General features: G+C 65.1%; 21 protein-coding genes and 1 pseudogene. 12 read left to right on the forward strand and 10 right to left on the reverse strand.

All coding sequences use genetic code 11. From position 1 onward, the window contains the following. Positions 1 to 17 precede the first annotated feature (17 nt). From KA712_09860 to KA712_09875, 4 genes are all read left to right on the forward strand, one after another. Positions 18 to 1,052, forward strand: a complete 1,035-nt coding sequence (locus KA712_09860) for a hypothetical protein (GenBank protein ID MCG5053251.1) — start codon at positions 18 to 20, stop codon at positions 1,050 to 1,052. Between the two features lie 58 nt (positions 1,053 to 1,110). After that, the gene (locus tag KA712_09865) at positions 1,111 to 2,289 is read left to right on the forward strand and encodes a glycosyltransferase (GenBank protein ID MCG5053252.1); all 1,179 of its coding nucleotides are present in this window, start codon (positions 1,111 to 1,113) and stop codon (positions 2,287 to 2,289) included. 46 nt (positions 2,290 to 2,335) lie between these two features. Next, positions 2,336 to 4,507 (forward strand): hypothetical protein, encoded by a 2,172-nt coding sequence (locus KA712_09870; protein ID MCG5053253.1) that lies wholly within the window; start codon positions 2,336 to 2,338, stop codon positions 4,505 to 4,507. A gap of 196 nt (positions 4,508 to 4,703) precedes the next feature. Next, positions 4,704 to 5,204, forward strand: a complete 501-nt coding sequence (locus KA712_09875) for a hypothetical protein (protein MCG5053254.1) — start codon at positions 4,704 to 4,706, stop codon at positions 5,202 to 5,204. Between the two features lie 25 nt (positions 5,205 to 5,229). Here the strand turns inward: KA712_09875 and KA712_09880 are convergent, their stop codons facing one another. The 3 genes from KA712_09880 to KA712_09890 are packed head-to-tail and all read right to left on the reverse strand — an operon-like array spanning position 5,230 to position 8,387. Next, the gene (locus KA712_09880; GenBank protein MCG5053255.1) at positions 5,230 to 5,439 is read right to left on the reverse strand and encodes a hypothetical protein; all 210 of its coding nucleotides are present in this window, start codon (positions 5,437 to 5,439) and stop codon (positions 5,230 to 5,232) included. Positions 5,440 to 5,490: 51 nt separating this feature from the next. Beyond that, entirely contained in the window at positions 5,491 to 7,041 is a 1,551-nt protein-coding gene (locus KA712_09885) for a lipopolysaccharide biosynthesis protein (GenBank protein MCG5053256.1), read from the reverse strand. Further along, positions 7,041 to 8,387 (reverse strand): glycosyltransferase family 4 protein, encoded by a 1,347-nt coding sequence (locus tag KA712_09890; GenBank protein MCG5053257.1) that lies wholly within the window; start codon positions 8,385 to 8,387, stop codon positions 7,041 to 7,043. The genes KA712_09885 and KA712_09890 overlap by 1 nt, the downstream gene beginning before the upstream one ends. Positions 8,388 to 8,442: 55 nt before the next feature. Here KA712_09890 and KA712_09895 point away from each other — a divergent pair, with 55 nt between their 5' ends. Together KA712_09895 and KA712_09900 are read left to right on the forward strand one after the other, a co-directional pair. After that, entirely contained in the window at positions 8,443 to 9,360 is a 918-nt protein-coding gene (locus KA712_09895; GenBank protein MCG5053258.1) for a glycosyltransferase, read from the forward strand. A 125-nt stretch (positions 9,361 to 9,485) separates the two neighbouring features. Continuing rightward, the gene (locus KA712_09900; protein MCG5053259.1) at positions 9,486 to 10,943 is read left to right on the forward strand and encodes an alkaline phosphatase family protein; all 1,458 of its coding nucleotides are present in this window, start codon (positions 9,486 to 9,488) and stop codon (positions 10,941 to 10,943) included. A gap of 27 nt (positions 10,944 to 10,970) precedes the next feature. Here the strand turns inward: KA712_09900 and KA712_09905 are convergent, their stop codons facing one another. From KA712_09905 to rfbF, 5 genes are read right to left on the reverse strand one after another with little or no spacing between them, the layout of a single operon-like run. After that, the gene (locus KA712_09905; protein MCG5053260.1) at positions 10,971 to 12,152 is read right to left on the reverse strand and encodes a methyltransferase domain-containing protein; all 1,182 of its coding nucleotides are present in this window, start codon (positions 12,150 to 12,152) and stop codon (positions 10,971 to 10,973) included. Positions 12,153 to 12,165: 13 nt separating this feature from the next. Further along, positions 12,166 to 13,368 carry a methyltransferase domain-containing protein gene (locus tag KA712_09910; protein MCG5053261.1) on the reverse strand — a complete coding sequence of 401 codons (1,203 nt, stop codon included), beginning with the start codon at positions 13,366 to 13,368 and terminating at the stop codon, positions 12,166 to 12,168. After that, positions 13,365 to 14,660 carry a class I SAM-dependent methyltransferase gene (locus KA712_09915; GenBank protein ID MCG5053262.1) on the reverse strand — a complete coding sequence of 432 codons (1,296 nt, stop codon included), beginning with the start codon at positions 14,658 to 14,660 and terminating at the stop codon, positions 13,365 to 13,367. Before KA712_09915 ends, KA712_09910 begins: the two co-directional genes overlap by 4 nt. After that, positions 14,657 to 15,691 carry an SDR family oxidoreductase gene (locus KA712_09920; protein ID MCG5053263.1) on the reverse strand — a complete coding sequence of 345 codons (1,035 nt, stop codon included), beginning with the start codon at positions 15,689 to 15,691 and terminating at the stop codon, positions 14,657 to 14,659. The genes KA712_09915 and KA712_09920 overlap by 4 nt, the downstream gene beginning before the upstream one ends. A gap of 39 nt (positions 15,692 to 15,730) precedes the next feature. Beyond that, positions 15,731 to 16,504 carry a glucose-1-phosphate cytidylyltransferase gene (gene rfbF, locus KA712_09925; protein MCG5053264.1) on the reverse strand — a complete coding sequence of 258 codons (774 nt, stop codon included), beginning with the start codon at positions 16,502 to 16,504 and terminating at the stop codon, positions 15,731 to 15,733. Between the two features lie 58 nt (positions 16,505 to 16,562). Between rfbF and KA712_09930 the strand changes: the two genes are divergently transcribed. The 4 genes from KA712_09930 (at position 16,563) to KA712_09945 (ending at position 21,254) form a co-directional block, all read left to right on the forward strand. Continuing rightward, on the forward strand, positions 16,563 to 17,507 hold the full coding sequence (locus KA712_09930) for a PIG-L family deacetylase (protein ID MCG5053265.1): 945 nt from the start codon (positions 16,563 to 16,565) through the stop codon (positions 17,505 to 17,507). A gap of 12 nt (positions 17,508 to 17,519) precedes the next feature. Beyond that, positions 17,520 to 18,773: a hypothetical protein gene (locus tag KA712_09935; protein ID MCG5053266.1), complete on the forward strand. Its 1,254-nt coding sequence runs from the start codon at positions 17,520 to 17,522 to the stop codon at positions 18,771 to 18,773. A gap of 86 nt (positions 18,774 to 18,859) precedes the next feature. Beyond that, positions 18,860 to 20,212, forward strand: a complete 1,353-nt coding sequence (locus KA712_09940) for a hypothetical protein (protein MCG5053267.1) — start codon at positions 18,860 to 18,862, stop codon at positions 20,210 to 20,212. Positions 20,213 to 20,222: 10 nt separating this feature from the next. Next, positions 20,223 to 21,254 (forward strand): endonuclease/exonuclease/phosphatase family protein, encoded by a 1,032-nt coding sequence (locus KA712_09945; GenBank protein ID MCG5053268.1) that lies wholly within the window; start codon positions 20,223 to 20,225, stop codon positions 21,252 to 21,254. Positions 21,255 to 21,274: 20 nt separating this feature from the next. Here the strand turns inward: KA712_09945 and KA712_09950 are convergent, their stop codons facing one another. Further along, the gene (locus tag KA712_09950) at positions 21,275 to 22,087 is read right to left on the reverse strand and encodes an FkbM family methyltransferase (GenBank protein ID MCG5053269.1); all 813 of its coding nucleotides are present in this window, start codon (positions 22,085 to 22,087) and stop codon (positions 21,275 to 21,277) included. Positions 22,088 to 22,278: 191 nt separating this feature from the next. Between KA712_09950 and KA712_09955 the strand changes: the two genes are divergently transcribed. After that, entirely contained in the window at positions 22,279 to 23,436 is a 1,158-nt protein-coding gene (locus KA712_09955) for a putative metal-binding motif-containing protein (GenBank protein MCG5053270.1), read from the forward strand. A 107-nt stretch (positions 23,437 to 23,543) separates the two neighbouring features. Here KA712_09955 and KA712_09960 read toward each other — a convergent pair. Continuing rightward, positions 23,544 to 24,831: pseudogene (locus KA712_09960) on the reverse strand (Glu/Leu/Phe/Val dehydrogenase). A gap of 25 nt (positions 24,832 to 24,856) precedes the next feature. Here KA712_09960 and KA712_09965 point away from each other — a divergent pair. Continuing rightward, on the forward strand, positions 24,857 to 26,230 hold the full coding sequence (locus tag KA712_09965; GenBank protein ID MCG5053271.1) for a class I SAM-dependent methyltransferase: 1,374 nt from the start codon (positions 24,857 to 24,859) through the stop codon (positions 26,228 to 26,230). Positions 26,231 to 26,747 lie beyond the last annotated feature (517 nt).

Genomic DNA, 26,747 nt, shown 5'->3' on the forward strand with positions numbered 1-26,747 from the left:
GCGGGCGGCGAAGCTTCGTGAGCCGAGAGCCAACCCGGGTCTATTTGACCTTCGACGTCGAGTGCGCCGAGGAGCGGCGGGGCCCGCGCGGCACCGTGCCGGCGATGGACTACGAGCTGCGCGCGTGGGGCTCCTTCAGCAACCAGCCAGAGCCACTCGGCGTACCGCTCGTGATGGACATTCTCGAGCGGGAGGGGTTGCGGGGGACGTTCTTCGTCGAAGCGCTGGGCGCGGCCCACTTCGGAAAGGCGGGGCTTGCCACGATCTGTGGGGCCGTCAGGGAGCGTGGCCACGACCTGCAGCTTCACCTTCACCCCGTCCTGGAGCGACCCCTGTGGGTCTCGGAAGGGCGTGAGCCCGCAGCCGACGATCTCGGCCTGTACCCGGAGGCCGAACAACGGGCGTTCCTCGAGCGCGGGATCGGTTGGTTCGAGGCTTGCGGCGTTCCCCGGTCGTCGATCGTGGCGTTTCGCGCCGGGAACTTCGGCGCGAACAACGATACCTGGAAAGCCATGGCGGCCTGCGGCCTGCGGGTTTCGTCGAACCAAAACTTGTCGTTTCTCAATCGTTCTTGTCACATCAAGGGGCACCCGCATGCGAACGATGCGTTCAACACGGGGCAAGGGGTTCTCGAGGTGCCGATCACCAACATGGAAGAGAACTCTGGTCAGCCGCGCTTGCTGCAGATCTCGGCCATTTCTTTTGCGGAGGCCTGCTGGACGCTCGAAGAGGCGCACCGTCTCGGATTTGCCGCTGTGACCTTCGTCTCACATCCTTTCGAGTACTTTTTCATCGACGATGTGGTCACCCGACGGGCTCGCCCCAACTGGCCGAACGTGCTGCGGCTCAGGCGCCTGGCGCGCTACCTGCATGAAAACGAAGACCGTTTCCAGGTGCAGACCATGAACCAGCTGGCGCAGCGGCCGCTGTCTCAGTTCCCGATGGGAGGCGACCCCAAGGTGCAGCGCTTGCCGAGGGGGCGCAGGCGGCTTCGCTATTCGCGCTTACTCGAGCAGGGTGTAAAACGGCTATTGTCTCGCCCGTTCTTTTGAACACCCCCTCGCGCGGAGACGTTGGCGACATCCCAAGGCGGCCCGAAGGAAGTTTTCCATGATGCACGGTCAGAACATCATCTGTTTCGCGAAAGACTGGACGGAGGATCCGACCAGCAACAATCACGTGATGAAGGGGTTGGCCCGGAACAACAAGGTGCTGTGGCTCAACAGCATCGGCATGCGCACCCCGAACTTGGCGAACAAGGGAGATGTTCAGAAGATCCTCCGCAAGCTGAAGAGCTTTTCCCAGGGACCGGTCGAGGTCGAACCCAACCTGTGGGTGTACACACCGATCGTTTTGCCGTTGCCTCATTCGCCCTGGGCCACGCGCGTCAACCGCGAGATCCTGCGGGGGACCCTGAAGGCGCTTCGCTACAAGCTGGGCATGAACGAGTTTCAGCTGTGGACGTTCCTGCCAAATGCCGTCAGGCACGTGGGTCGCCTGGGAGAGTCCTCGGTGGTCTACTATTGCACCGACGAGTTTTCGCAGTTCTCTTACCTCGATGGTGCCCGTCTTGCCGAGATGGAGCGGGAGCTGTGCGCTAAGGCCGACGTCGTCTTCACCACGGCCCGCAGTCTGTGGGAGGCGAAGAGGGGGATGAACCCCGAAACGCACTTGGCCCTTCACGGTGTGGACCAAGGTCACTTTGCGAAGGCCCTCGCGCCGGCGACGGAGGTCCCCGCAGAGCTGCGCGATGTCAAAACGCCCATTCTCGGGTTCTTTGGCCTGATTCACGATTGGATCGACCAGGACTTACTTGCCTTCGTCGCGCAGAAGCGCCCGGATTGGACCTTGGCGATCATCGGCAAGGCCCAAGTGGACACGAGCCGCCTGCAACGCTTGCCGAACGTGCGGCTGTTGGGGCGCAAGGCTTACGAGGAGCTGCCGGCCTACTGCAAGGCTTTCTCCCTGGGTTTGCTCCCCTTCGCCATCAACGAACTCACACGCAACGTGAACCCGATCAAGCTGCGCGAGTACCTGTCCGCAGGGCTTCCCGTGGTGTCGACGGACTTGCCCGAGGTACACACCTTCAGCCGGTGGGCGGCCATCGCGCACACGAAAGAGGAGTTCCTTCAGGCGTGCGAGGCGGCCCTGGCGACCGATGGAGCCGCGCTTCGCGAGGAGCGGTCGCGGGCCATGACGGAGGAGACGTGGGACGCCAAGGTGGCAGAGATCGGTCGCGTCGTCATGGACGCGCTGGCCCGTCGCCCGGCGGCAGGCGCGGCGGCGTGAGCCTTTACCGGCAAACGCCTCGAGGCTCGAGGGTGGCAGCCCGCCCATGACGGAACGAAAGACAGACCCGGTGATTGACGACGCAAGCCCCGAGGTGCGCATGCGGGACGTGTTCGAGACGCCTTTGCCTTCCGGTCGGGTCGTGGGCAGCCACACGACGCGGGGCCAGCGGCGCAGCGGAGCGGATCGAGAGAGCACCCTCTCGGTCGACGGAGGCGCTTTGCGGATCGCCCCTCTCATCGACGCGGGCTGGGGTCGGTCCTGTCTGGCCTACCCGGCGCACGCAGCGACCCCGGGACTCATGTTCGCGGTGTCCGTGCTCGATGGGCACAACACCTCGCAAGCCGAGCCTTTGTCGGAGCGCTTCGGTCGGCGCTTGATCCGCTGGCTGCGGGGGCCCTACGAAAAACCCGATCTCGCCACACGGCTGCAGCGGCTGCGCAGGTTCATGGACCCCGCGAAGGCGCCTCGGCTCACCCGCCAGATGCTGTGGTGGCTTCGCACCGATGAACGGACCCGCAGCGTGCGCGTGCTCGATGAGAACCTCGCCGTGGGCCTGCATCCCTTCGACGTGGTGAACGATCCCCGGCTGGGGGCTCACTTCGTCATGCGGGCGCTCGGGCCCGACAACGGCGGTTTGTGCGTCAATCTCGGCGCCGAAACACCAACGCAGGTGGTGGCCGGGGTTCAGAACTTGCCGCTGCTGCTCGTCGTGGCGCTTCGCGAAGGCTCGTGCGTGTACTACGCAGGATCCCTTACGGGCGCGCGGGGGCTTGGGCCGGGGTGGCCGTGGCTTCGCCCGCTCGGCATTGGCCCCTTGCCCGCGTCACCCACGCTTCATCCCGTGCTGGCGCAGGCTGTGCTTGGGCAGATCGGCTTTCGGGCGGACACTCGTGTCTTCGGTGCCGAGGTGGCTCACGACCCTCGCTTTCGGCCCTGGTGGGGCGGGGCGCTGTGGGCCGATTCCTGCGCGGAGACCACCGCCCGCCGGACCGAAACGCTTGCGCCGCCTGCGCTGTTCTCGGAGGCCCCCCTCGGCTTCGTGCGGGGCCCCGAGGGCTTGGCCGTCAAAACCCAGGAGGCCGCCTCCGCCTGGCGTTCGGCGTGTGACCGGGCGCCAGGTCTCGTGTCGTTCATGCTGCGAACCGATGCCGATGCGCAGGGAGCCGTGGGGGTGTCGTTCCGAGGCGTTCACGCTTCGTCGTTCGCGCTCATCTGCGAACCCCGGAGGTGGCGTTTGCAGCAAAGCGTACCGGGCGGCGGAGCGGTGACGCGTCTCGAGGGCACGCGCCCTCCCGCCGGGGGGGATCGGTGGTCGCGGCTTCAGATGCTGGACGACGGCCGCCGCATCACCCTCGTCGAGAACGCAACGGTCCTGGGCACCCTCGAGGACGACGCGCAGGCCGAGGCCGCCGCCTTGTCCCTCGAGGCCCACCCACACACTCATGGCTTCGTGGTGGCCGGCTTCGAGGTCCATGCCCGCGCCTTGCGCCTGGAAACGGCGACGCACCTGCCCTGGCCTGTCACCGTGGCCACGACCGGCGAACGAGGGCCGCTCCATGTGCGCGATGCGCTCGAGGGCCACGGGCCGCTCGAACGACATCGAACGCTCGAGGGTCTGCGCTGGCGGCGTACCTTGGGTCAGGGGCGTATCCATCTCGAGGGCGGGGCCGGTGCACGGGTCGATGCCTCGCCCACTCGGCCGAGTCCGGATCGTATGATCTACGCGGTGCCGTGGCGGGTGCCCGGTGCCGATCTCGCCGTGGAGATCCTGGCGCCTGGCTCCGGCCGTGACGAGGGCGAGAAGACCCGCGGGGGCTTTGCGTTTTGGCAGGACCATCGCAACTACCTCACGGTCTCCGTTTACCTCGACGACCACTACGGTGGTGCGTCCGTCTCGTCGTTCCTTCACCTCGATGGCTACGAAGATCTTTACGACGCCATCTGGACGAACGTGGGAAGCCGCATCACCTGGGGGCGGCCTTTCAAGTTTCGGGTGGCCTTCGACGGCCAGACGTATCAGGCCTTCGTCAACGACGAACCCGTGTTGTTCCGGCGGCTCTCGGACGTCTACCCCGAGCAATCTGCCCTGCGCTTGACCCGCGTGGGTTTGGTGGCGAACTGGGAGTGGGGCAGAGACACGGGCACACGCTTTCGCCACTTCGAGGGCCGCGAGCTCGTGGCGGGGGCGCATCCGCCGTCAGTCGCGTCGTCCTGATCCGTGGCAGGTGTGTGTCCGTGTAGGACTTGTCGCCTTTTTCCCTCCCAATCGCGCCTGTCCCTGCGAGTTGTCATATCCCTCGGCGCGTTTGCTCGATACCTTTCAGAGGGTCTGGAGCGCGAAAGTCCCCGTGAGCAGACCCCCGAAAGCTACGCCGCCGCCTCGAAGTACCCGCGCCGGAACGTTCGACGGTTTGGAAAAGCTCTTTTTCGAGAAGGCTCGCGCCATCGAGTCGGGGGAGATGGCCGCACCGCCCGAGGCAACAAAAGTGCCCCGCAACGCGCTCGAGGCGGGGTGGGCGGGCTGGCGGCAGCTCGAGCGGTACCAAAAGGTGGGTCTCGGTGCCGGGGCGGGCTTCCTCGTCCTGGTCGCCGCGGTGATGATCTTCGGCGGTGGCGGGCCTGCGGCACCTACCCCAACGGGCGCGGTGGTGGCCCCGCCACCGGTTGAAGCGCCCCTTGCGCCGGCTCAGCCCGTTCCGCAGGTGCCCGCACCCACCGCCCCGCTTCCCTTGGCCACGCCGCCGGGCGCCCCGGTCGCCGCGCAACCGGCGCCTCTCAACGCCAAGTCCAGAGCCGATCACTCACCCCCACGACGAAAAGGGGCGAAGGCCACGACGCCCAAGCGGCGTGCAGGGACCAAGCGGGCGGCCCCCCCGAAGTCACGCCCGTCCCAGCACCGCGCGAGGCGCTAGCGCGCGTCTCTGGTGAGCCCAGGGCTCAGCTCGAAAACGGGCCATCCCGGCGTGGGGGCGCCTTGGACGCTGGGTCGCGGGATCTGCGCGTCCGAAGGGTCCGCAGGAGCAGCGAGAACATGGACTCCTTGCTCGAACTCCACATGGCGGGACCCATGAACAGAAGCACCACCAGCACGAATCCCAAGGCGTAGAGCAGGATTTCGAGGTCCCAGCTGCTCGAGGCGTTTCGCATCGAGGCTCAGTGTGCGCCAGAGCTCGGCGAAATCAAGGTGGCGTAGGGCGCTCAACCGGGCGAGGCTGGGGCCGGGGCCGGCGTGATCCAATGCAGCGCCCTCATGTAGGGCTTCCGGATGACGGAGGGCAGTCGCCCCTGCATCTTGGTGAGAAACTCGGCGTCGTCAGGCGCCAAGGTGCGCGTGAGTTTGACGAGCACGAGGAAGACGGCGGCGCCCACCGGGATGCCCACACACAATCCGGCCACGGGATGAAGCGGCGCCACAACGGCTTCCACGGCGAGGAACATGCCGACACCCGACGCTGCCAGGCGCGCGAAGCGCCCCAGCGGAACGACCAGACCCGTGTGGCGTACAGCGAAGTACCACAGGCCGATCACGGTGAAGAGCTGCGTGACGCCCTTGACCCAGGCCGCCGCGACGGCGCCCCCGCCAGGAATCCACCAAAATCCAAGCGCCAGATTGACCACCAACATGGCCAGGCTCCAGCGCACCACGAAGAGCTGCTTTTCGGTGGCGAAGAGGATCTCGAGCAAGGGAAAGCTGAGGGCGCGCGCCAGGCCGAACAAGCCCAGGATCGTGAGCGGTGCGATCGAGTCCACGTAGCGGATGCCGTAGAGCGTTCGCAGCGCCGGGCTGGCAAGGGCGGCGAGGCCGAAGGTGGCGGGCAGGGCCACCACGGCCACCACCCAGACCGCTTTGCCACCCAGGTGCCCCACCTCTTTGGGAGAGGCGCCCTGCTTGACCATCAACGTGGCTCCTGCGGCTGCTGACAAGAGCCGCGGCAACAGCATCAGGTTCTGTACGAGATTGAAGCCCTGGGAGAAAAAACCAACCTGCGCGATCGTGGAGTAGTACTGGAGAAAGAGCATCTCGCTGCGGTTCCAGATCACCACCTCGATCGCCAGAAGTAAGCTCTGATGCCAGCAAAAGCGCACCAAGCGGCGGCGCAGCTCCGGGTCCATCCGAGGCGCGTTTTTCGGCAAGCGCGCCACTTCGTCGCGGTAGTAGTGCCGCCGCACCAGGTAGTCGGCCGTGCGTCCCAGGAGCAGGGCTGCCGCAATGCCGGGAAGCTCAAGGTGCAGCACGAAGAGCGCCGTCATGAGAGCGATGAAGTTCACGGCGAGGCCGATGAGAGATGCCTTTGTGGCGAAAGAAAGGTTCTCGGTGCTCCACAAGAGGGACGTGGGCACCCCCATCAAAAACGCCGGCGCCAGGCTCAGCGACGCCAAGGCCGCGTAAAGCCTGTGTTCGGGGGCCACGACGGAGAAAACGAGGCCGAGACCCGCCGCCGGGATCAGCACGGCCATGGCAACCTGGAAGCGGTGGGTGGCGCGAATGATCGAGGCCACGCGCTCCATGTCGCCGCGCCCCCGCGCTTCCGAGGCAAATTTTCGGGCGGCGAGGGGCACACCCATCTCGCCCACGATCTTGGCCATCGCCGCGACCCAGAGGACGTACTGGAGGTGGCCGTATTTTTCAGGACCCAGGAGCCGTGCCACCGCGACGGAGGTCACGAGCGAAATCACGGTGCCCCCGACGTTGTCGAGCAGCAGCCACAGGCTGTTCCGGGCGATGGTGGTACCTGCGCTCCGTGGCATCAGCGGACGAGCTCCCGATAAGCCCGGGTGACCTGCCTGGTCACATGGCTCCAGTCGTAGGTGTGCCGCACGTGCGCCGCGGCGGCGCGGACCCAGGGGCGCACCCGGGCAGGTTCGCGAAGCGTTTCGATGAGGGCGTCGGCCAAGGCCCTGGGATCATCGGCGGGCACCAGCCGCCCTGTGCCTCCGTCGCTGACGATCTCCGGCATGCCCCCGACCTTCGTGGCCACCACCGGGACCTCGGCGGCCATGGCTTCCACCAAACTCATTCCGAAGGACTCGCTGAGGGAGGGATTCACGAGCACGTCCGACGCGGCGTAGATTCGGGGCAATCGGGCGGGAGGCACTTCGCCCGCGAAGGTGACCCGCGTCTTCAAGGCGGAAGGAACCAGGCGTGTGAGCGCGCCGAGGTAATCGTCGTTCCCCGGCTCGTAAAACCGGCCGAGAGCCCTGACCTCGGGGGCTTCGTCGAGCTTTGCCAGGAAGTCGAGGGGCGTCGGCGCATGGGGGCCCACCAGCTTCAGAGTGGCCCCGGGGAGGACGTGGGCCACGCGGGTGAAGGCCTCGACCAGCGTGTGAACACCTTTTTCGGGTGACAGACGTCCGACGAAGAGGATGCGTTGCCCCGCGGGGCGCCGGGTGGAAGGCGCGAACTCAGCCACGTCGACGCCGTTGGGCACCACCCGGCAGCGGGTGCCGAGCGGAGGAAACCGCGCGACGACAGGGTCCATCAGGTGTGCGCTGCAGCCCCAGATCCCGTCGGCCTGTGCGATGCGAGGTTCGATGAGGGCAGCAGGCAGCTGCGCCAGCCACGAACAGTGCATGTGAAGCACGATGCGCGCCTCGGGAAGCACGCGACGCACGATTGGCACGAATTGAGAGAAGTTATGCACGTGCACGACCTCGGCGCCATCGCGCCGGGCCCACGTGCCCGCCCAGGCGGCGAAGCCCCGATGAAAGGCGTCGTGATCGAAGGGGACGTCTTGCCAGCCAAGGGCATCGAGCCCCCGACGCAGCCACGTGTAGCCGCGCCTCTTCGGCCAGTAAGGCAGGCGGCGGAACGTGAGGCCGTCTCGTACCTCGAAGGAGGGCTGTCCGGCGTCGTTGCGTGACAGGAACGTGACGGACCCCTGGCCCGAGGCCACGAAACGACGGGCCGTCTGGTAGGACCAGATGGCGATCGAGTCGGCCCGGTCGACGGGAGGCCGAAAGCGGCTCCAGGGCTGATTGACCAGGGCGATGCGCATCGGTGACAGTGTTTGCAGGGTAGTGGCACAGTGCAACGTGGGCAAGAGCTCTGCGAAATCCGTGCCTCGGCAGAGGCGCGAGGCACCTCGGCCATGCATGACGGCGTTCAGTTGCGAACGCGGCCTGGTTTCTGCTTACATCACGAAGGACGCCATGACACCAAAGCTCAGCGTGGGATTGCCGGTCTATAACGGCGAGACGTTCCTGGGGGCCGCACTCGATTCGTTGCTGGGACAGACGTTCGGTGATTTCGAACTCATCGTCTCCGACAACGCCTCGACCGATGGCACGCAAGACCTGATCGCTGGATACGCTCGCAAAGACGCCCGGATAAAGCATCACCGCAACGCAAAGAACATCGGTGCGGCGCCGAACTTCAACCGCGTTCTCGAACTGGCACGTGCGCCCCTTTTCAAGTGGGCCGCTCACGACGACCGTCTCGAACCCGGCTTCCTGGCCGCCTGCGTGGCTGCCCTCGATGCCGACCCGGGTGTGGTTTTGGCGTACACCGAGGTCAAGCTGACCGGAGAGTCTGGTGATGAAGGTATTTACCGGAATCAGCTACCTACGGACCACGACGACCCGGTGGTGCGGTTCGAGGCGTTGCTAGCGTCGCACGAGTGCTACGAGATCTTCGGTGTGATTCGCCGTGAAGCGCTGGAGCGGGCGGGCGCCATGGGAGCTTACGCGCACGGCGACGGCGTGCTGCTGGGCCGCCTTGCCTTGCGGGGGCGCTTCTTCCAGGTGCCCGAACCGCTCTTCATCTGGCGCCGGCATGCCGCGCAGTCGATGTCGCGCTTCAAGGGCGATTACCGTTCGTACGCCGTCTGGTTCAACCCCTCCCTCAAAGGCAAGCGCGTGTTTCCCTATTGGAAGCTCTATTGGGAGCAGGTCCGCTCGGTAGACCAGGCACCGCTTTCACCGCGGGATCGCCTGCGCTGCTACCGGCGGCTCGCGCGCTCTGCCCGTCACCGGCGTCATCGCTTGATAGGCGACGTGAAGTTCCACGCACAAGATCTCCTCAGGGCCACGTTGGGCACGGGCAAGCCTCCCGCAGCTCCCATGATGTAGGTCCGAGGGGCGGCGCGTGTCACCACCCTTTCGGTGCGTGTGCTGCCGATGTTTTCGGTGGGCAACGCCTGAAAGGGTCACGAAGATCCGCTACCCTTTCCGCTGCCCCGGGGGCGAGGTGGTCAATGCAAGCGCGAAAAGTTCTCCTGCTCGAGTTCAACGAAATCAACTGGATGGTCGTGGATCGGCTCCTCGAACAGCGCGGGGCTTCGGCTTTTCCCAACTTCGTTCGCCTGCGCCGCGAGGGCGCCTGGGCAGCGCCGGTGGCGCAGGAGGTTTCGCCCCACCTCGACCCTTGGATTACCTGGGTCTCGGTGCATACGGGTGTCCCCAGGGAAGTTCATGGGGCCACGGTTCTCGAACAAGACGGCGCTACCATCAACGCGCGCCGCATCTGGGACTACGCCGTTGAAGCGGGTCGCTCCGTGGGGATCTTCGGCAGCATCGGGGCTTATCCCCCGCGACCCGTTCCTGGCTTCGTGGTGCCGGGGCCCTTTGCGCCGGGAAACGAAACCTTCCCGGCATTCCTCGAGCCCGTTCAAGCCCTGAACCGCAGGTATACGCAGGTGCACAACAAAACCGGGGAAGAGGGTGGCCTCGTGGACATGGCCAGGCAAGGGCTCGAGCTATTCGGACTGGGGCTGCGTCCGAAGACCTGCGCCCAGGCGGCCTGGCAGCTGGCGCGCGAGCGCACCAAGCCCCATTCGAAATGGAAGCGCGTCAGCCTGCAGCCACTGGTCAATTTCGACTTCTTTTCTCAGCTCTACCGGCGCTACCGGCCCGAGTTTGCCACGTGGCACACGAATCACGCTGCGCACTACATGCACCATTACTGGCGCGCGTGGGACGACTCGCAGTTCCTGACGAAGAGCTCTCCTGAAGAAAAGGAACGGTACGGTGAAGCCGTCGAATACGGCTACCGCGTGTGCGACGAGCTTCTCGGCCGCTTCCTCGAGCTCATCGACGACGATACGGTGATGGTTCTGGCTTCGAGCATGGGACAAAAGCCCTTCGTGACCGAGCGCTACAAATCCGGAAAAGTCGTGGTCAGGCTCAAGCATACGGAGACCTTTTTGCGCCGCATCGGCGCCGAAGGGGTGACCGAGATCGTGCCCACCATGATTCCGCAAGTGAACGTTCGTGTGCCGGATCCCGAACGCCGTGAGCGCTGCAAGATGCTCGTCACCCAGGTGGAGCGCATCGTGGGGGGAAAGGTCGAGCCTGCCATCAATTTCGCGGAAGCCGCCGACATCCTCACGCTCACGCCGCGGGGATTGACCGAGGTGCCCGACCAGGTCACCGTGCGGCTGCCCACGCCCGAAGGGCATGTCCAGGAAGTACCCCTCGAGGAGGTTTTTGCCTGTGATACCCCCACGCCCAAGCAGGGCATGCATGACCCGCGCGGCCTTCTCGTTTTTTTTGGCCGGGGCATCAAGCCTGGTCTTCATCTTCCGGACACCACCAACCTCGACATCGCGCCCACCTTGCTCGAACTGATGGGTGTTCCCGTGCCTCAGATCATGACGGGGCGGGTGCTGAGGGAAGCCTGGGAGAGCCGGGCGGCTGCGACCGCCGCCGCCTGAGTCCCGCGCTGACCGGCGTACGGGACACTAAACGACGCGCACGTCGACTTGGTGTCCCAAGGCCCGGAGCTGGCTCCTGATTTCGGCTTCGTAGACGGGGTTCATGACCAGGACCGTGTCCAGACTACCGGCTGCGTGCGCGGTGGGTGACGTCACGACATGCCCGGTCCCTGGAACGTGCCGGCCGTGCTTGTTGGGATTGAGGTCGATGATGGCGGCAAGCTGCCGTGCCTCCGGAATCACGTTGATGAACGTAACTCCCTTCGAGCCCGTGCCCCACAATGCCACGCGCTTGCCCTCAGAGTGCCATGCGGCCAGTGCCGAACGCCAGGCGGCGATCTTGGCAGCATGGTGCCTGGCGAATCCGTCCACCAAGCCTGACAGGGCAGCAAGTTCAGGCCCCGGGAGGGTAGCCACCAGATCCGGACCTTCGGCCCGGGCCTCCACGCACAGGAACTGATCCCCGTACGCGGTGTAGAGGCGCGCGAGCGAAAACCCACAGCGGCGGAAGAGCCGCGCGAGTGAGTGGGGAGAGAAGTACGAGCAGTGCTCGTAGATCAGGTCCCAAATCCCAAGGTCTTCGAGCGTGAAGAGCACATTGGGCACCTCGAAATACACCGCAGATCCGGAGCGCAGTCCTGCCGCCTCGCGTACCCAGTTGGTGAAGGGCAAGGGCTCGTCGATGTGTTCGAGCACGTGTCGACACACGATGAGGTCGGCCAGCCTGTCCCGGTGAGCGCGTGAGTAGTGGTCGCGGATGACCTCGAGCCCCTCCGGGGCGGGACCAAGCCGCGCGGGATCGAAGCTGGCGTCGAAGCCAAGACCTCGGTTGCCCCCGGCCCGGCAGAGCAGCGCCAGGAACTCTCCTTTCCCACAGCCAATCTCGATCACGTCTTTTTCGTGAACGTCGTAGGTCTCGACCAGCCGGTGAGCGAGCGCCTCGGCATAACTTTGGAAGTGCGGCGAGAAGTGCAGAGAGTTTTCGTAGTGGGGGCTGTAGGCGACCCGCCGCGGGTCGAAGGCCGTATTGTAGACGTGACCGCATCCCGCACAGAATCCGAGCACGATGTCGCCCCGGGGCGCGGCCTTGGCCTTTGCTTCGCTGTCCCACAGCACGTTGCAGAACACCGGGACGTCCGGCATCTCGCAGAAGACCCGCAGAGGCCCTGCTTCGCAGGCGGGACAGATGACAGGGGCGGTGAGCTTCACGGGCTGCCCCCCCCTACGCAGGTACGATCTGTGGCGAAAGGCCCATGTCCGAAAGCGAGGCTGCGATCTCTTCGCAGTAGATCGGATTCATCACGAGCACGACGTCAGGCTTGTATTCGGCCATCTTCGCGGGAGGCACGATCTCGTGCCCGGTTCCTGGCATAAACTTTCCCTGGCGAAAAGGGTTGATGTCCACGACGTAGCCGATCTCGTCGCCCAGCCCCAAGGTGGTCAAAAAGGAAACGCCCTTCGAACTCGAACCCCAGATCACGACGCGTTTGCCTTCCTTGGCATAGCCGCCGATCTGTCGTTTCCAACGGGCCAGGGTGTCCCGGGCGATGGTCTTGAAGCGATCGACCGTCGCCGCAAGCTGCTTCAAATCGTCCTCGCCGGGAAACAGCTGCGGTGCCGCCTCAGGCGTCGCGATCGGACGGGCCTCGATGACCAGGTACTGATCCTCGAAGTCCTTTTGCAGGTTCAGGACCTTGAACCCACACGCCCGGAACAGGCGCCCCAGGGATCCCAGGCTGAAATACGAGCAATGTTCGTAATAGATATCCCAAAAGGCCACTTCGCTGAGCACGCGCTCCACGTCGGGAATCTCGAAGAACACGATGGTGTCCGGGTGCTTGTCGATGGCCCGGCGCACGATGTTCACGAACGCCTTGACCGGTTGGATGTGCTCCAGCGTGTGCCGGCACGCCATGAACTCTCCGGTCAGCTCCCCGTAGGCCTCGGAGTAGAAGTCCTGGATGAAGCGGATGCGTTCCCAGGCCTCGCTATGTTGTTGCCGTTCGGGAATGATGCCCGGATCGATGCCGATGCCGCTGTTGTGCCCGAGGGCACAAATCAGCTCGAGAAAGTCTCCCTTGCCGCACCCGATCTCCACCACCTTCTTGTTGCGGACGTCGTAGGTCTCTATGAGGCGCAGGGTGAGCGCTCTCAAGAAGGCGTTGAAGCGGGGCGAGAACCCCTGGGACTCCTCGCACTTTGTCGAGTACTCGTGGACCGAAGCGTCGAAGACAACGTTCTGCACGAAGCCGCACGTCCGACAAAAGCCCAGCTTCAGGCTGCCTTGAGGGTAGCGCTGCGCTTCCTCGCGAGAGTCCATCAGCAAGGTGCTGTGGACCGGGACGTCATCGACTTCGAAGAAGATCTCGGGCTCGGGCTCACCGCAGGCCTGACAGAAAAAGGGTGCCTGGCTTTGCGAGTTCATACGATCACCGGGGAGGGGATGGGAACGATGAACTTGCCGCCCCGAGCACGATACTCCGCTTGTTGCCCAAGAATTTCGTCCTTGAAGTTCCAGGGGAGAATCAGTGTGTAGTCGGGCTGTTCCTGGAGCAGCGTTTCGACGGGCTTGATCGGAACGTGCACACCCGGCATGTAGCGGCCGTGCTTGTGAACGTTGCGATCCACCACGAACGCGATCAGGTCCGTTCCAAGCCCCACATAGTTGAGGAGAATGGTGCCCTTGGCGGCGGCGCCGTAGGCTGCCAGCCGTTTGCCTTCGCCCTTGAGGCGCTTGACCAGGGTCAGCAGGGTCTCCTTCACTTCACGCACGCGGCCTGCAAAGTCCGCGAAGTGACTGGGCCGGTCGAGTCCTTCATGCTGTTCACGGGTCAAAAAGGCCTCTACGGAGGGCCCCGGGCTCTCCTGTTTGCCCACGTAGACGCGAAGACTACCACCGTGAATGTCGACGTGTTTCACCTCGTTGAGGTAAAGCCCGTGACGCCTGAACAGCGGGATGAGTGCGGTGACCGAGAAGTAACAGAGGTGTTCATGGTAGATCGTGTCGAATTCGCACTTCTGGACCAGGTCGCGCAGGTAGGGGAACTCGAGCACGCCCACGCCGTCGTCCTTGAGGATGTGTGCGAGGCCCGCCACGAAGCCGTTCGTGTCAGCCACGTGCGCCAGAACGTTGTTGGCATGAACCACGTCAGCAACCCGTCCTTGCGCGCGCAGCGACTTGCCGAGCGCCTCTCCGAAGAAGTCGCAGAGCGTCGGAATGCCGCGTTCGTTGGCCGTCTTCGCCTGACCTTCCGCCGGATCGATCCCCTGCACGGGGATTCCCCGCTTTTGGTAGAACTGCAAGAGATAGCCGTCGTTCGAGGCCAGCTCGATGACGAGGCTCTGCGGGCCGAGCGCCCGCGAAGCGATGAGAGCCTCCACGTTCTTGCGGGAATGCGCGAGCAGGGCATCCGAGAACGACGAGTAGTAAACGTAGTCCTTCGAGAAGAGCTCTTCAGGAGGCACCGTCTGCGTGATCTGTACGAGCGCACAGTCGTGGCAGATTGCCGTGTCGAGGGGATATTTGTTTTCCGGCTGATCCAGCTGGTCAGGCCGCCGGAGCGCATCTGAGGGGGGCATCAGGCCCAGGTCCAGGAAAACACCTACACGCTCTGAACCACACGAGCGGCAGCGAAAGCCTTCCGGAGGCTTCGTGAACCGCGCAAATGCCGCGTCCTCCGTGGCCGAGGCGTGAAGACCGCTGGGCTGCATCGTCATGAGAGGTCCCCCTTGAAGCGCAAGTCGGCGTCGAGCTTTCCGGCATCCTGAAGCTCTTTGACCCGCTTGATGCGCAGAAATCGAGACGTAAAGAAGGTCTCTTCGGTGATGCCATGCGCTCGGTAGGCCTCGAGGCACTCTTCGACGCCCTTGCGCACGGTCCACACGGGGTTGAATCCGGGGAGAACGCGGCGAATTTTGTCGCAGTTGACGCGGTAGTTCCTCTTGTCGGGACTGGCGTCGGCGGCGTAGGTGACTTTGCTGTTCGGGACGACCTCTTGCACGATGTCGCCCACGTCACGGATGCGATAGTTCTCCTCCGTGCGCCCGACGTTGAAGGCTTCGTTGTGGATCTTCTCGCGAGGCGCTTCGAGGACGGCCAGAAACGCCCGGCTGATGTCCTCGATGTGGACGAGCGGACGCCAGGGCGTTCCGTCACTCTTGAGGAACACTTTGCCGGTCGTATACGCATAGGCGGTGAGGTTGTTGACGACCAGATCCCCCCGAAGCTTCGCCGAGATGCCGTAAGCCGTGGCGTTGCGAAGGAAGGTGGGGGAGAAGCGCTCGTCCGCCAGCTTGGCCACGTCCACTTCGACCTTGACCTTCGACTCGCCGTAGGGGGTTACGGGGTTGAAGGCCGCCTGCTCGTCCAGCATGTGGTCGCCCGCGGCCCCGTAGTTGCTACACGAGGACGAAAAGATGTACCGAGGTACACCGGCCTCCTTGGACAGGGCGGCGAGGCGAACCGACGCGCGGTGGTTGATGTCGTAGGTGCACGCGGGATTCAGGTCTCCGAGGGGATCGTTCGAGATTCCGGCAAGATGCATCACACAGTCGAAGCCCACCAGCTTTTCGAGGGGCACGTCCCTGACGTCCATTTTCAAGGCCGGTACGTCCGGGGGAGGCGTGTCCAAGAGGCAGTCCTCGAAAAGGTAGTTGTCGAGGCCCACGACCTCATGCCCCGCCTTCTCCAGCATTGGCACGAGCGTGGTGCCGATGTACCCACGGTGTCCGGTAACCAGTACTTTCACGTCTTCATCTCCATCTCGTGCGAGGGTGCGTGGCAAGCCTCACTCTTGCCAGGTCTTCCAGGGCGCGCGGCCTTCGTTCCACAGCGTCTCGAGCAGATGCTTTTCTCTCAGAGTGTCCATGCACTGCCAGAAGCCGTCGTGCTGGTACGCCATGAGCTGTCCGTCGGCGGCCAGCCGCTCCATCGGCTGACGCTCGAACATCACGTCGTCGCCAGAGATGTACTCCATGACGCCCGGTTCGAGCACGAAGAACGCTCCGTTGATCCAGCCTTCACCGAGCTGGGGCTTTTCCGTGAACTCGACCACCCGACCTCCTTCCATGACCATGTGCCCGTACCGCGCGGGCGGTCTCACCACCGTGACGGTGGCGAGTTTACCGTGTTTGCGGTGATAGGCGAGCAGGGCCTCCAAGTTTACATCCGAAACCCCATCTCCCCACGTCAGCATGAAGGTCTCGTTGCCGATGAGGGAGGCCAGCCGCTTGATGCGTCCCCCTGTGAGCGTCGGCAAGCCCGTGTCGATGAGATGAACCTTCCAGTCGTGCTGGCAGCGCCCGTGCGTCGTCACCTCGCCCGAGCTCAGGTTCACGGTGAGGTTCGTGCTGAGCGTGGCGTACTCTGTCATGAAGCGCTTGATGTACTCGCCCTTGTATCCGAGGGCCACGAGGAACTCCTTGTGACCGTAGCGGGCGTAGTGGTTCATGATGTGCATCAAGATCGGAATGCCCCCAATCTCGACCATCGGTTTGGGCTTCACCACCGTTTCCTCAGAAAGGCGGCTTCCGAGTCCTCCCGCTAAGATGGCAACCTTCATCGCTCCCCCCTATCTAACCCTGCAGTTTCCGACGATAAGAACAGGTAACTAGTTAACAATGTCTTTGCGCGTCGTCAAGCCAACGCTTCGCAAGCACGCCGAGCGTCTCGCGGTGAAAATCGCGCGAAATCTGCCGGGGCGCCCCGCGCTGCGGAGCCTTCTGCTCGCACGCTGGCAGCGGCGCCTGGTTCCCTTCGATCTTCACGAGTTGGCGCAGACCACGTTGGTGGTTGCGCCTCACCCCGACGACGAGACTCTGGGGTGTGGTGGCACGATTGCCCTCAAACGCCGACACGGAGCTCGGGTGGTCGTGGTGGTCCTGACGGACGGCGCCCGCTCTCACACCCGCACCACACCCGCGGCCGAAATGAAACGACGCCGAGGCCACGAATGTGAGGATGCCACCTCGACGCTGGGGGTGCCCGCCCGGGATGTGATCCAGCTCGATTTTCCCGACGGTGCGCTCTGGTCTCACCGCGCCGAAGCGTCTCGGCGCTTGGGCGCCGTGATTGCGGATCTCGCGCCGACCCAGATCTTCCTACCCCACGCCGACGAGCCGCCCGTCGATCACAGGGCGGCTCATGACGTGGGCCTTGCCGCCTTGACCTCTGCGCAGTTGGCGAGGTCCCCGGCCGTGTTTGCCTACCCCGTTTGGCTTTGGTGGCAATGGCCGTGGGTCTCCCTTAGCGCCGACGAAGCCACGGGACACGAGATCTTGCTGGCTTCGTGGCGCTCCCGGTTGGGCACCACGTGGCTGCGCACCTTCGACCGAGCGGTCCTCACGGACGAGGTCCTCGAGGTCAAGCGGGCTGCCCTCGGCGCCTACGTGTCTCAAATGACCCAGCCCGCGGGCGCACACGATTGGCCCACGCTGGGTGCCGTGTCCGACGGCACGTTCTTGCAGTGCTTTTTCGAGCGCTGCGAGCCTTTCGCCACGTTGTCCCCGGGCGCCTCGGGAAAGCCATGGGGTGCCCTGGCCGCGTCGGCCTCGATCGTCCTGTAGACTTCGGCGCTCATGACCATCGTCGGCAAGACACGCCTGACGGCAACCGTTGGGATTTGGGGACTGTGGGTGGCCACCGGCGAGGCGAACGCCGTCACCCTTGGCGCCGAAGCCGCGGCCACCGTGGGTGCCACGGACAACGCCAACGCTTCGCTTTCGGGAGAAGCCAAGGCCGATGCGTTCATCTCGGGCCGCGTGGGGGGGCGGGCGTTGTGGGTCTTGCCAAGCGGCTCCCACGCACTCACCGCCTCGGCAGACGTCAGCACGTTTTTGCGGGGCACGCGCGGCACCTTCACGCAAGAGCAGGTGGGGTGGACCACGAAGATCGAGCCCACCGGCCGAAGCACGTTGGCTCTCTCGGCGGGGTTGCTTCACGGCCGTTTGGGGTTTCTCGACGCCGCCCCGTCGGTCAACGCCGCGCAGCCCGATTCGCAGGCGCGCCCCGCGGGCGCGATCAGCTACGGGGCCCTGCTGCTGCGCGAGGAATTTGCGTGGGCGCCCACGCCGAAGTGGCGGAGTTCTCAGGCGTTGTCCGCGGCCGGCTTCACCCCGCTCGAGGAGAACGCGGGCCGTCCGCACAGCTGGGCCGTCGACAACGAACTCGGGTTGTTTCGGGTTTTTGGCCTCAACCAGTTCGGCGCCAACGCGCGCGCGGGCTACGCACGGAACTCCGGGGTCGAGCGCAACGGCGTTCAGCTAACGCCCGAACGGGGGCTCACCTACGGCGACGCGAACGGCGTGTGGAAGCGTTCGTGGACGGAGCAGTGGAGCTCGGATGTGGGGGCCGGGCTCTTTTTGGCCAAGGCCGACGGACAAGACGTGATCGGGGGACCGGGAGGGCGTGTGCAAGGGCAGTACCGTGATCCCGATCTCATCACCGTGACGGCCAGCGCAGAGCGCAGGGTGCAGGCGAACGTTTATCTGGGTGACGCCCTCGTAACGGAAGGCGTGAATCTGCAGCTACAAAGAAGTATCGGAAAGTTCCAAGAGTGGTCGTTGACGCTCTTCGGCGGCTACCAACGCTCGCGCGCCGTTTCGGAGGACAGCTTGTACGGCAACCTTGCCGTGCTTTATGCCCGTGCGGGCCTTGCCTACGATAACCAAGGCTCGTTCCGCTGGTCGATCGATTACCTGCTCTCCGACCAGAGCATCGATCGCAACACGCCGGAGGCGATGGCCGCGGTGAGCTTCTCGCGTAACATCCTCTCGGCCACGCTCGTGTATCGATGGCCTGCGCCCCGTTCCGTTCGCGGGGTGCCCCCTTGAAGTGACTGAGGCCTCGTCCTACGCTTCCCCTCATGTGGATGGGTATGTTGGTGAGTGGGAAGGGGAGATCTCGGGCGGCGTGGGCCATGGCCTTGTCGTTGGGGATGACGGTGTGGACAGCGTGCGGTGGCGGCGACGAAGACCCTGCGCCCCGGGATGGCTCGGCGGTCAACCCCGACGGGAGCCCCGGCGATGCTAGCAACCTGCCCGGGACGGGAGGCTTGGCGGGCGGTGCAGACGGCGCGCCTGATGGTCTCGGTCTGCCTGACACGGGTGGGGTCGCACTTGATGGAGGGGGCGTTGGGGGCGGAGGGGGCAACGTCGTCAACACCTGCCAGGGCACGGGGCTGGCGATCAGCAATCAACCGGGCGCTTCGCGGGCTCCCGCCCTTTCTTGGGACGGCACACAGTACGCGGTGGTTTGGGGTGATGCCCGCGCCGATGCGCCGGGTGTTTATTTGGCCCGGTTGACGGCGGCCGGAGTCCCCGTGGGTGGCAGCGTCCCCCTTCTGGTGGGCGCGGGCAGCGTGCTGACCAAAAATGCGGAGATCGCCGCCTTGCCAGCAGGGGGCTTCGTCATCGTGTGGGAGGATTGTGAGGCGCCGACCAACGATCCCAACATGCCGTGCGCGGCTTGGAGCGTGAAGAGCCGCACGCTCGACGCCAGCTATGCCCCACAAGGGGCCGTGGCGAACACCTTGAGCGCAGGTAAAGCGGTGGAGCGACGGCCGTACGTGCACACGGCGCTCGGTCGCACGTTCGTGACGTACCGGGACGCCCAGCCGATGGGCGGACTCACGCTCGAGGTGGTGCACGTGGCGGTGCTCGATGCCGCGGGTGCCGAAGCCACCACACCCGCACCGGTGGTGCTCAGCAATCCCGGAAGAAACACGGCCTTCCCGTATCTGAGCGGGAACGACAGCGCCCTGGCCCTTGCGTACGTGGTGGGCGGCGCCTCGGCCGACGTGAAAGTGGCGCTTTACGATGCCAACCTGACGAACACAGCCGATGTCTTCGTCCGGCAGGGTATGCCCGGCGACGCCACGAACGTGCAGGCGGCCTGGGCCGGTGACGCCTGGGTTTTGGCCTGGGAAGACCGGCGCAGCGGAACCGAGGTGGTGTGGGCCGCCCAGGTCTCGGGTGATGGCGCCACCGTGAGCCCCGCAGTGGCGTTGTCAAATGGCAACAGCAACTGGCCGTCTGTTGCATCGGACGGTATGAATGCCGTGGTCTTGTTTTACAACTTTCCAGACGGGGCGCAGGTGGTCAGGCAGTCACTCGACGCCAACGGTGCCCTGGCGGGCCCTGCGCAAGGCATCACCGTGGCGGGCAGCCAGGACGCGCGCTTTCCAGACGTGATCTTCAACGGCACCACGCAAACCTATGCGGTGGTGTACGAAGACCGAAGGTGCGGCGAGGTTGTCTTCCAGCCCCTCTGAAACGCAGGCCGTGCCGGTGCGTCTCGCGAGGCCGCGGGGGCGCGTGTGGTGGATTCGTCTGCTGCTCGCGCTCACGGTGCTGAACGTTGTCGCGCTGTCTTTCGTGGGGCTTTTCGTGTCGCGGTTTTCAGACGCGCACTGGCTGGGTACCGTGCTTTCCTTCGCACCGAAGTGGCCCTGGCTGTTGCCCACGGTGGGGTTGTTGGTCGTCTGGTCGTTGTCGGCTTGGTTTGCCCCCCGACGCTTGCTCTTCGTGGGGGGATCGGGGCTCTTGCTCTCGGGCGCTTTGTGGCTGTTCGCGGTGGCTGGCTTCGTGGTGCCTTTTGGGGGCGGAGGCCGCGGACCCCGGGTCCGCATTCTCACGTACAACCTCGGCGCGAAGCCTCCTATCCCCTCGGCGTCTATCGTGCGGATGCTGGACCAAGAGCGCGTGTTCGCGGCCACTTTCCAGGAGTGCACGCTTCCTTTCGAGGACCCTGCCTGGCAGGGGTGGTTCACGCAAAAGGCCTTCAGCCAGTGTTTCGTGGCGCGCAAGGCGCCTTTTGCGGTCAACGTGCGCGATCCGAAGAACTTCTGGGACGTGGGGGGCAGCGGCCTGATGAGCCGCTTCGACTTGGATACGCCCGCGGGACCTCTTGGCCTGGTCAACGTTCACCTCGAAACGCCGCGGGACGGGTTCGAGGCCCTGTACACCAAGCGTCGGGCGGGCATCCCCGACCTCGAGGCGGTCAACCGTGCACGCCGGACCGAGGCGCTCACGGTGCGAGACTGGATAGGCCCGCAAACGGACCGGGTGGTGATTGCGGGAGATTTCAACGCCACGGCACGCAGTGACATCTTGCGGGAGGCCTTCGCTGGCTTTACCAATGCATTTTCCGCGGTGGGGTTCGGCTTTGGCAGCAGCAAGCACACACGCTGGCATGCCGTGCGTATCGATCACGTTCTTGTGGGGCCCGCGCTTGCCCCCGTGGATGTCGAAGTGCTCGCCTCCCTCGGGGGAGACCATCGGCCTTTGCTGGTCGAGCTGTCTGCCGCGAAGTAGGGCTCTCGGCCGTTTGCAACTTACGAAGGCCTCGCCACGAAGTGCCGCACGAACCAACCGCTGTGCGGATAGCTATCTTCGAGCGGGTACGTGGTGTAGCCGACCGCGAAGAACGCTGCCTCCAGCGCGCGTACTTTGGCCTTGGCGTCTTCATCCGTGGCCGCATCGACCTCGACGAGCCAGGTGCAGCGCTTCGCCTCGCGCAGGCGCGCCGCTCCTGCCAGAACCGCGGCCTCGGCGCCCTCCACGTCGAGTTTGACGAAATCCGGGGCCTGCCAGCCGTACTCGTACACGAGCGCGTCGAGCGTCGTGGTGGTCACCGTGAGCGCGTCTGTGGCGTCGGGAGGCCGCCCGAAGCGGGTGAGCATCGCGCCCCCGGCATGTTCCGCCAGGGCGAGCACAGCCTGCCCCGGCGTGTCCGAGAGCGCGGCCTCCACCACCTTGACGTTCCCAAAACCGTTCGCCCGGGCGCTGTCACGCAGGCGTTGGGCGTTGGCCGGCACGGGCTCGAATGCAAACACGGCGCCTCCCGCACCCACGAGGCGCGCGGCCAACAGGCTGAGAAAGCCCATGTTGGCGCCGATGTCGTAAACCACCTGGTCGTGCCGCAAGAGCTCCGTGAACGCGTCCTGCACAGCTCTTTCGTTGTGACCTGCGCTGTAGCCGGGGTCGCTTGGACCCGGCTTGATGAAGAGACCCTGCGCGGGCCCGGCCCCGATGCGCACCAGACGGTCTGCCGAAGCCGCCCACCGGGCGAGCCCCGGCACCTGGGCCGCGTGAGCCCGCACCCGCGCGCGCCCGGCGCGCACCCCCTTCGCCAACAACGTAAGCATGCGGAATGACCGTACCGCGTCCTCTCCCGGCGCTCAACGCACCTTGCGGCCCCGGCGCCCCTGACAAATGTCAGGTGTTGCGGCTGCCGAGGCGTGCTTCCGAACGGCCCGTTGCCGGGTTTCAATTGCCCCTCAGATCCCCAAACCCATACTAACAAGTCATCTTTCACCTATTCAGAGGGAATTGCCGCATGTCGTTTTTCGGTCCCCGTACGAAGCCGTTAGGGAAACTCGCATTTTTCGGGGCGCTGGGTGTCGTGGTGAATTTGTGGGCGCCCCCGCCTGCACAGGCCAAGCCGAACGGAGTCGGCGCGCTCACCTGCTCCAGCTGCCACCCAGGGGGCCAAGAAGCCACGGTCAAGGTGGTGCCCAACACGATGGCGCCTGCCTTGGGCGAAAAGGTGCGCCTTACCGTCACGGTTGAGAAGTCGGGCTCTCGAGCCGGTGGCTTTTTCCTGGAGAACGAACGAGACATTGGGAGCTTCGCGCTGGTGTCAGGGCAGGGCACACGTACCGAACGGACCGGGGTAACGCACGCGTCACCGAAGTCGGCGACCGGTGGCAAAACCACGTTCCTCATCGACTGGGTCGCACCGAACACCACTGACTACGTGGTCTTCGAGGTCGCGGGCACGTCCTCAAACCTGGACAACAGAGCGGCCGGAGAAGCCACGGGCACCGATCGCCTCGCCTTGGCCGTGGGCTGCAACGGCGGAACTCAGTTCTGGCGCGACTTCGATGGAGACGGGTTTGGTCTCGACGATGCCGACACGATCGCGGCCTGCACCCGGCCCGAGGGCTACGCCGACAAAAAAGGCGACTGCGACGACAACGAGCCGGAATCGTCGCCCGAAGGCATGGAAGTCTGCAACGGCCGAGACGACGACTGCGACGGCGAAATCGACGTGGGCCCCAACCTCTGCGCCACAGGGCAGGTCTGTCGCGACCGTCGCTGTGAGGGTGGCAGCGGCACCGGGGGACAAGGCGCGGGTGGCAGCACGGGCCAAGGCGGTGCTGGTGGCCAGAGCTCGGGGGGAAGCGGAGGCCAAGGCGGCGCAACCGGACAGAACATGGGGGGCAGCGGCGGCAGGGGCGGTACCGGTGGCCAGACCGCGGGCAGCGGCGGCCGGGGTGGGTCCGGCGGCTCCAACGTGGGGGGCCGCGGCGGCGCTGGCGGCGGCATGGGGAGCGATGACATGGGATCCGACGACGAAGAGAACGAGCCCGAGGACGAGGGGTCTCGGGGCGGATGCCAGTTCGGCGGCGGCGGTGCACCTCCGGCGAGTCTTCTCTTGACCGTGGGCCTGACAGGCTTGCTGCTCAGGCGCCGCCGTCGTTCACTCCTCTAACGAAGCCACCCGAAGGGCCGCCCCAACGAGGGCGGCCCGCCCACGCCCGAACGCCGCCCCAACGAGGGCGGCTCGCCCACGCCCGGATCGAGATGAAGAGCGCGCGCTCAGGGGTAGATGCCGCGGTCGATGTACGTCTTCGAGACGCGGTCGAGGGCGATGCAAAACGCCGCCGTGCGCCAGTCGCAGCGCCTGCGGTTGGCATATTCCATGACCGACAGGTACGTGCGGCGCATCCGTTTTGCCAGACGCTCCTCGACGTCTTCCAAGTCCCACAGCTCCGAGCGTTTGTTCTGCAGCCACTCGTAATAGCTGACAGCCACGCCGCCCGAGTTTGCAAGCACGTCGGGAATCACGTCGATGCCCCGGTCGTGCAAGATCTCATCAGCCTCCATGTCCGTAGGGCCGTTGGCGGCCTCGACGATCACCTTGCAGCGGACCGCGCGGGCTTCTCGTTCACCGATCTCGAGTTCCAACGCCGCGGGCACCAGAATATCGGTTTCGAGCGCGAAGAAGTCCTCTCGCGAAAGGGGTTCGCTGCCGGGATAATCGGCCACCGATCCCGTTTTGGCCACGTACTCGGACAGCTTGAAGGGGTTGATCCCCTGCATGTTCACGATGTAGCCCTTCCAGTCGCCCACGGCGACCATCGCGGGCCCCCGTGCGCGCCAGGATTTTGGCCGTGTTCGAGCCCACGTTTCCGAAACCCTGAACGGTATAGGTCGCGCCGTTGAGCTCGAAGCGCTTGTCGCGGGCCCATTCGGTGATGCAGTGGACAACCCCCTGGCCCGTGGCCGCTGCCCGGCCGTGAGAGCCTCCGCAGGCCAACGGCTTTCCCGTCACCACGCCTCGGTTGGCCTGCCGGCTCGCCGCTGCCGTGAAGCTGAGGTAGGTGTCCATCATCCAGGCCATCGTCTGGGCATTCGTACCCACATCGGGCGCAGGAATGTCGTGTTCGGGGCCGATGTTGCTGCCCAGCTCGAAGGTGAAGCGCCGGGTGATCCGTTCGAGCTCGGCCACGGAGTAGGTGCTGGGGTTGAACTTGATGCCCCCTTTGGCTCCACCGAAGGGAATGTCGTGCAGGGCGCACTTGAAGGTCATCCAGGAGGCGAGCGCCTTCACTTCGTCGAGCGAGACGTCGTGGTGATAGCGGATGCCGCCCTTGTAGGGCCCGAGCGCGTTGTTGTGCTGCACGCGGTAGCCCTTGAAGAGCTGGAAACTTCCGTCGTCCATGCGGATGGGGAAGTTCACGATCAGCTCGCTCTTCGGCTGCGAGAGGATCAGCCGAATTTCGTCGGCCAGCCCACTGAAAGCCGCGGCTTTCTCGAATTGGGCCTTGGCAACTGAGTAGGGATTCGGTTTCACGACCTTGGCGTCGGTCGCCGGGTGGCTCATATAAGCAAGGTAGCACAGGCCGCTCATGACAACACAATCGCCCGATTTCTCCGCCGCCCCTTCCTCGTCTTTTGCCCCACGACTCGGGGGTGAAGCCAGGACGTTGGCGCTTCAGATCGCCGCGGAGGTCCGCTCCGAGTGGTCCTACGCAACCGACATCATCAGCCGTGCGTTCAGGACCCACCGCGGCCTACCCAGCCGAGATCGGCGTTTGGTGGCGGAAACCGTTTATGCCCTTTTGCGCCTGGATCGCTGGCTGGAAGCCCAGGTCGACGAACTCCCCACGTTCAACCGCGGCCCGACCCGGACGATGTCGCCGGTGACCCGGGACCAGGCAAAGCTTCTTCTGTGGGAGCTTTCGCAGGGCGTTCCGGTCGAGCTCGTGGCCACCGAGCTGAAGAAGCTTCTGGGGTATACCGTTTCCGTCGAGCGGCTCGCCGATCCCGAACTTGGCCTGGCTCGCAAAACGGGCCTCGACCGGGAGGCGGTGCGCCTCTCGTTTCCCACGTGGCTGCTCGAACGGTTTGTGCTGGACCTCGGTGAGGAGAAGGCGTTTGCGCTGGCCGCCTCCATGAACGAGCGTGCACCGCTTACCCTCATGACCAACACCCGCAGCGTGGAACGCCAGGCTTTGGTCGAGCGGCTCGCCACGGAGGGCGTGGTGGCGGAACCCACGCCTTTGTCATCCACGGGACTGTCGCTGCGCACACGGGTCAACGCCTTTGGCTTGCCCTCTTTCCAGGAGGGTCTCTTTGAGGTCATGGATGAGGGAAGCCAGCTCGTGGCCGAGGTGGTCGCGCCTCCGCCGGGTGGTCGTGTGTTGGATGCCTGCGCGGGGGCGGGCGGAAAAACTTTGGCCCTGGGCGCGCTCATGGAAGGCAAAGGGCGCCTCTTCGCCATGGACGTCTCGGGCAAAAAACTCGAAGAGCTGCGCCGGCGCGCACGCCGGGCAGGCTTGTCGAACGTGGCCGCCCGCCCGATCGAGAACAATCAGCTCCCCGAAGAAGCACGACCCGCTGCCTGGGACCGCGTGCTGGTCGATGCACCTTGTTCGGGGTTGGGCACGCTTCGTCGCAATCCCGAAGCCCGCTGGCGCACGTCGCCGGCCGAGCTCGCCCGCTTTCCCAGCCTGCAGCTGTCTCTGCTCGTGCAGTACGCGCCCCTGGTGGCCGTGGGAGGACGCCTCGTCTACGCCACGTGTACGGTCCTCCGTGACGAGAACGAAATGGTGATCGAGCGGTTCCTGAAAGAGCGACCCGAGTTTGCTCCCGTACCCCTAAAGGAGGTGCTCGGAAAACCCAGGGCCGAAGGCCTCGGCGACGGCGACACGCTCAGGTTGTTTCCTCACCAGCACGGCACAGACGGTTTTTTTGCCGCCGTTCTTCGGCGCACCCGCTAGCCGCTCAAAAGCAAAAAAGCGGAGCCGCAGGTGCGTTCCGCTTTGCCGGCGAAGCCAGCTCCGCCAATCTGAAAGCGGCGACGTGGGGTTTGGAGCCCCTCCCCCTCGAACCTGCCCCCGCACCTCACCCGCGCGTCGCGCTCTCACCGTCGTCGTTTCGCCAATTGGCTCCGTCCTCCCTCTCGGTTGTCCTCCCCTCTCCGCGAATCTGCACCCGCCTTTCCTTCCCTTTCCCTTTCCCTTTCCCTTCCTTCCGCCGCCTTCGCTCCTCTTCGCCCGCTCCCTGCCGTCCGCCAACCCTGCGCCCGCCGCCTCACCACCCTGGCCTCGCGCCTCACCCCTCGACCGCGTCGCCCCAGCCCTCCCCGCACCACCTCGCTTGGCTCATTTCACCTGCCCGACCTACCTGCATCGCCGCCCCGCGCTTCCCCCTCACAAGTATGAAGATACCTTGTGTTTGTTTCGGACGTATGGCGGTCTGGGAACAACTAAGTAAAACGCAACCCTTTGAAAGCAT

The organism is Myxococcales bacterium, assembly GCA_022184915.1.
GTDB lineage: Bacteria > Myxococcota_A > Polyangia > Fen-1088 > Fen-1088 > JAGTJU01.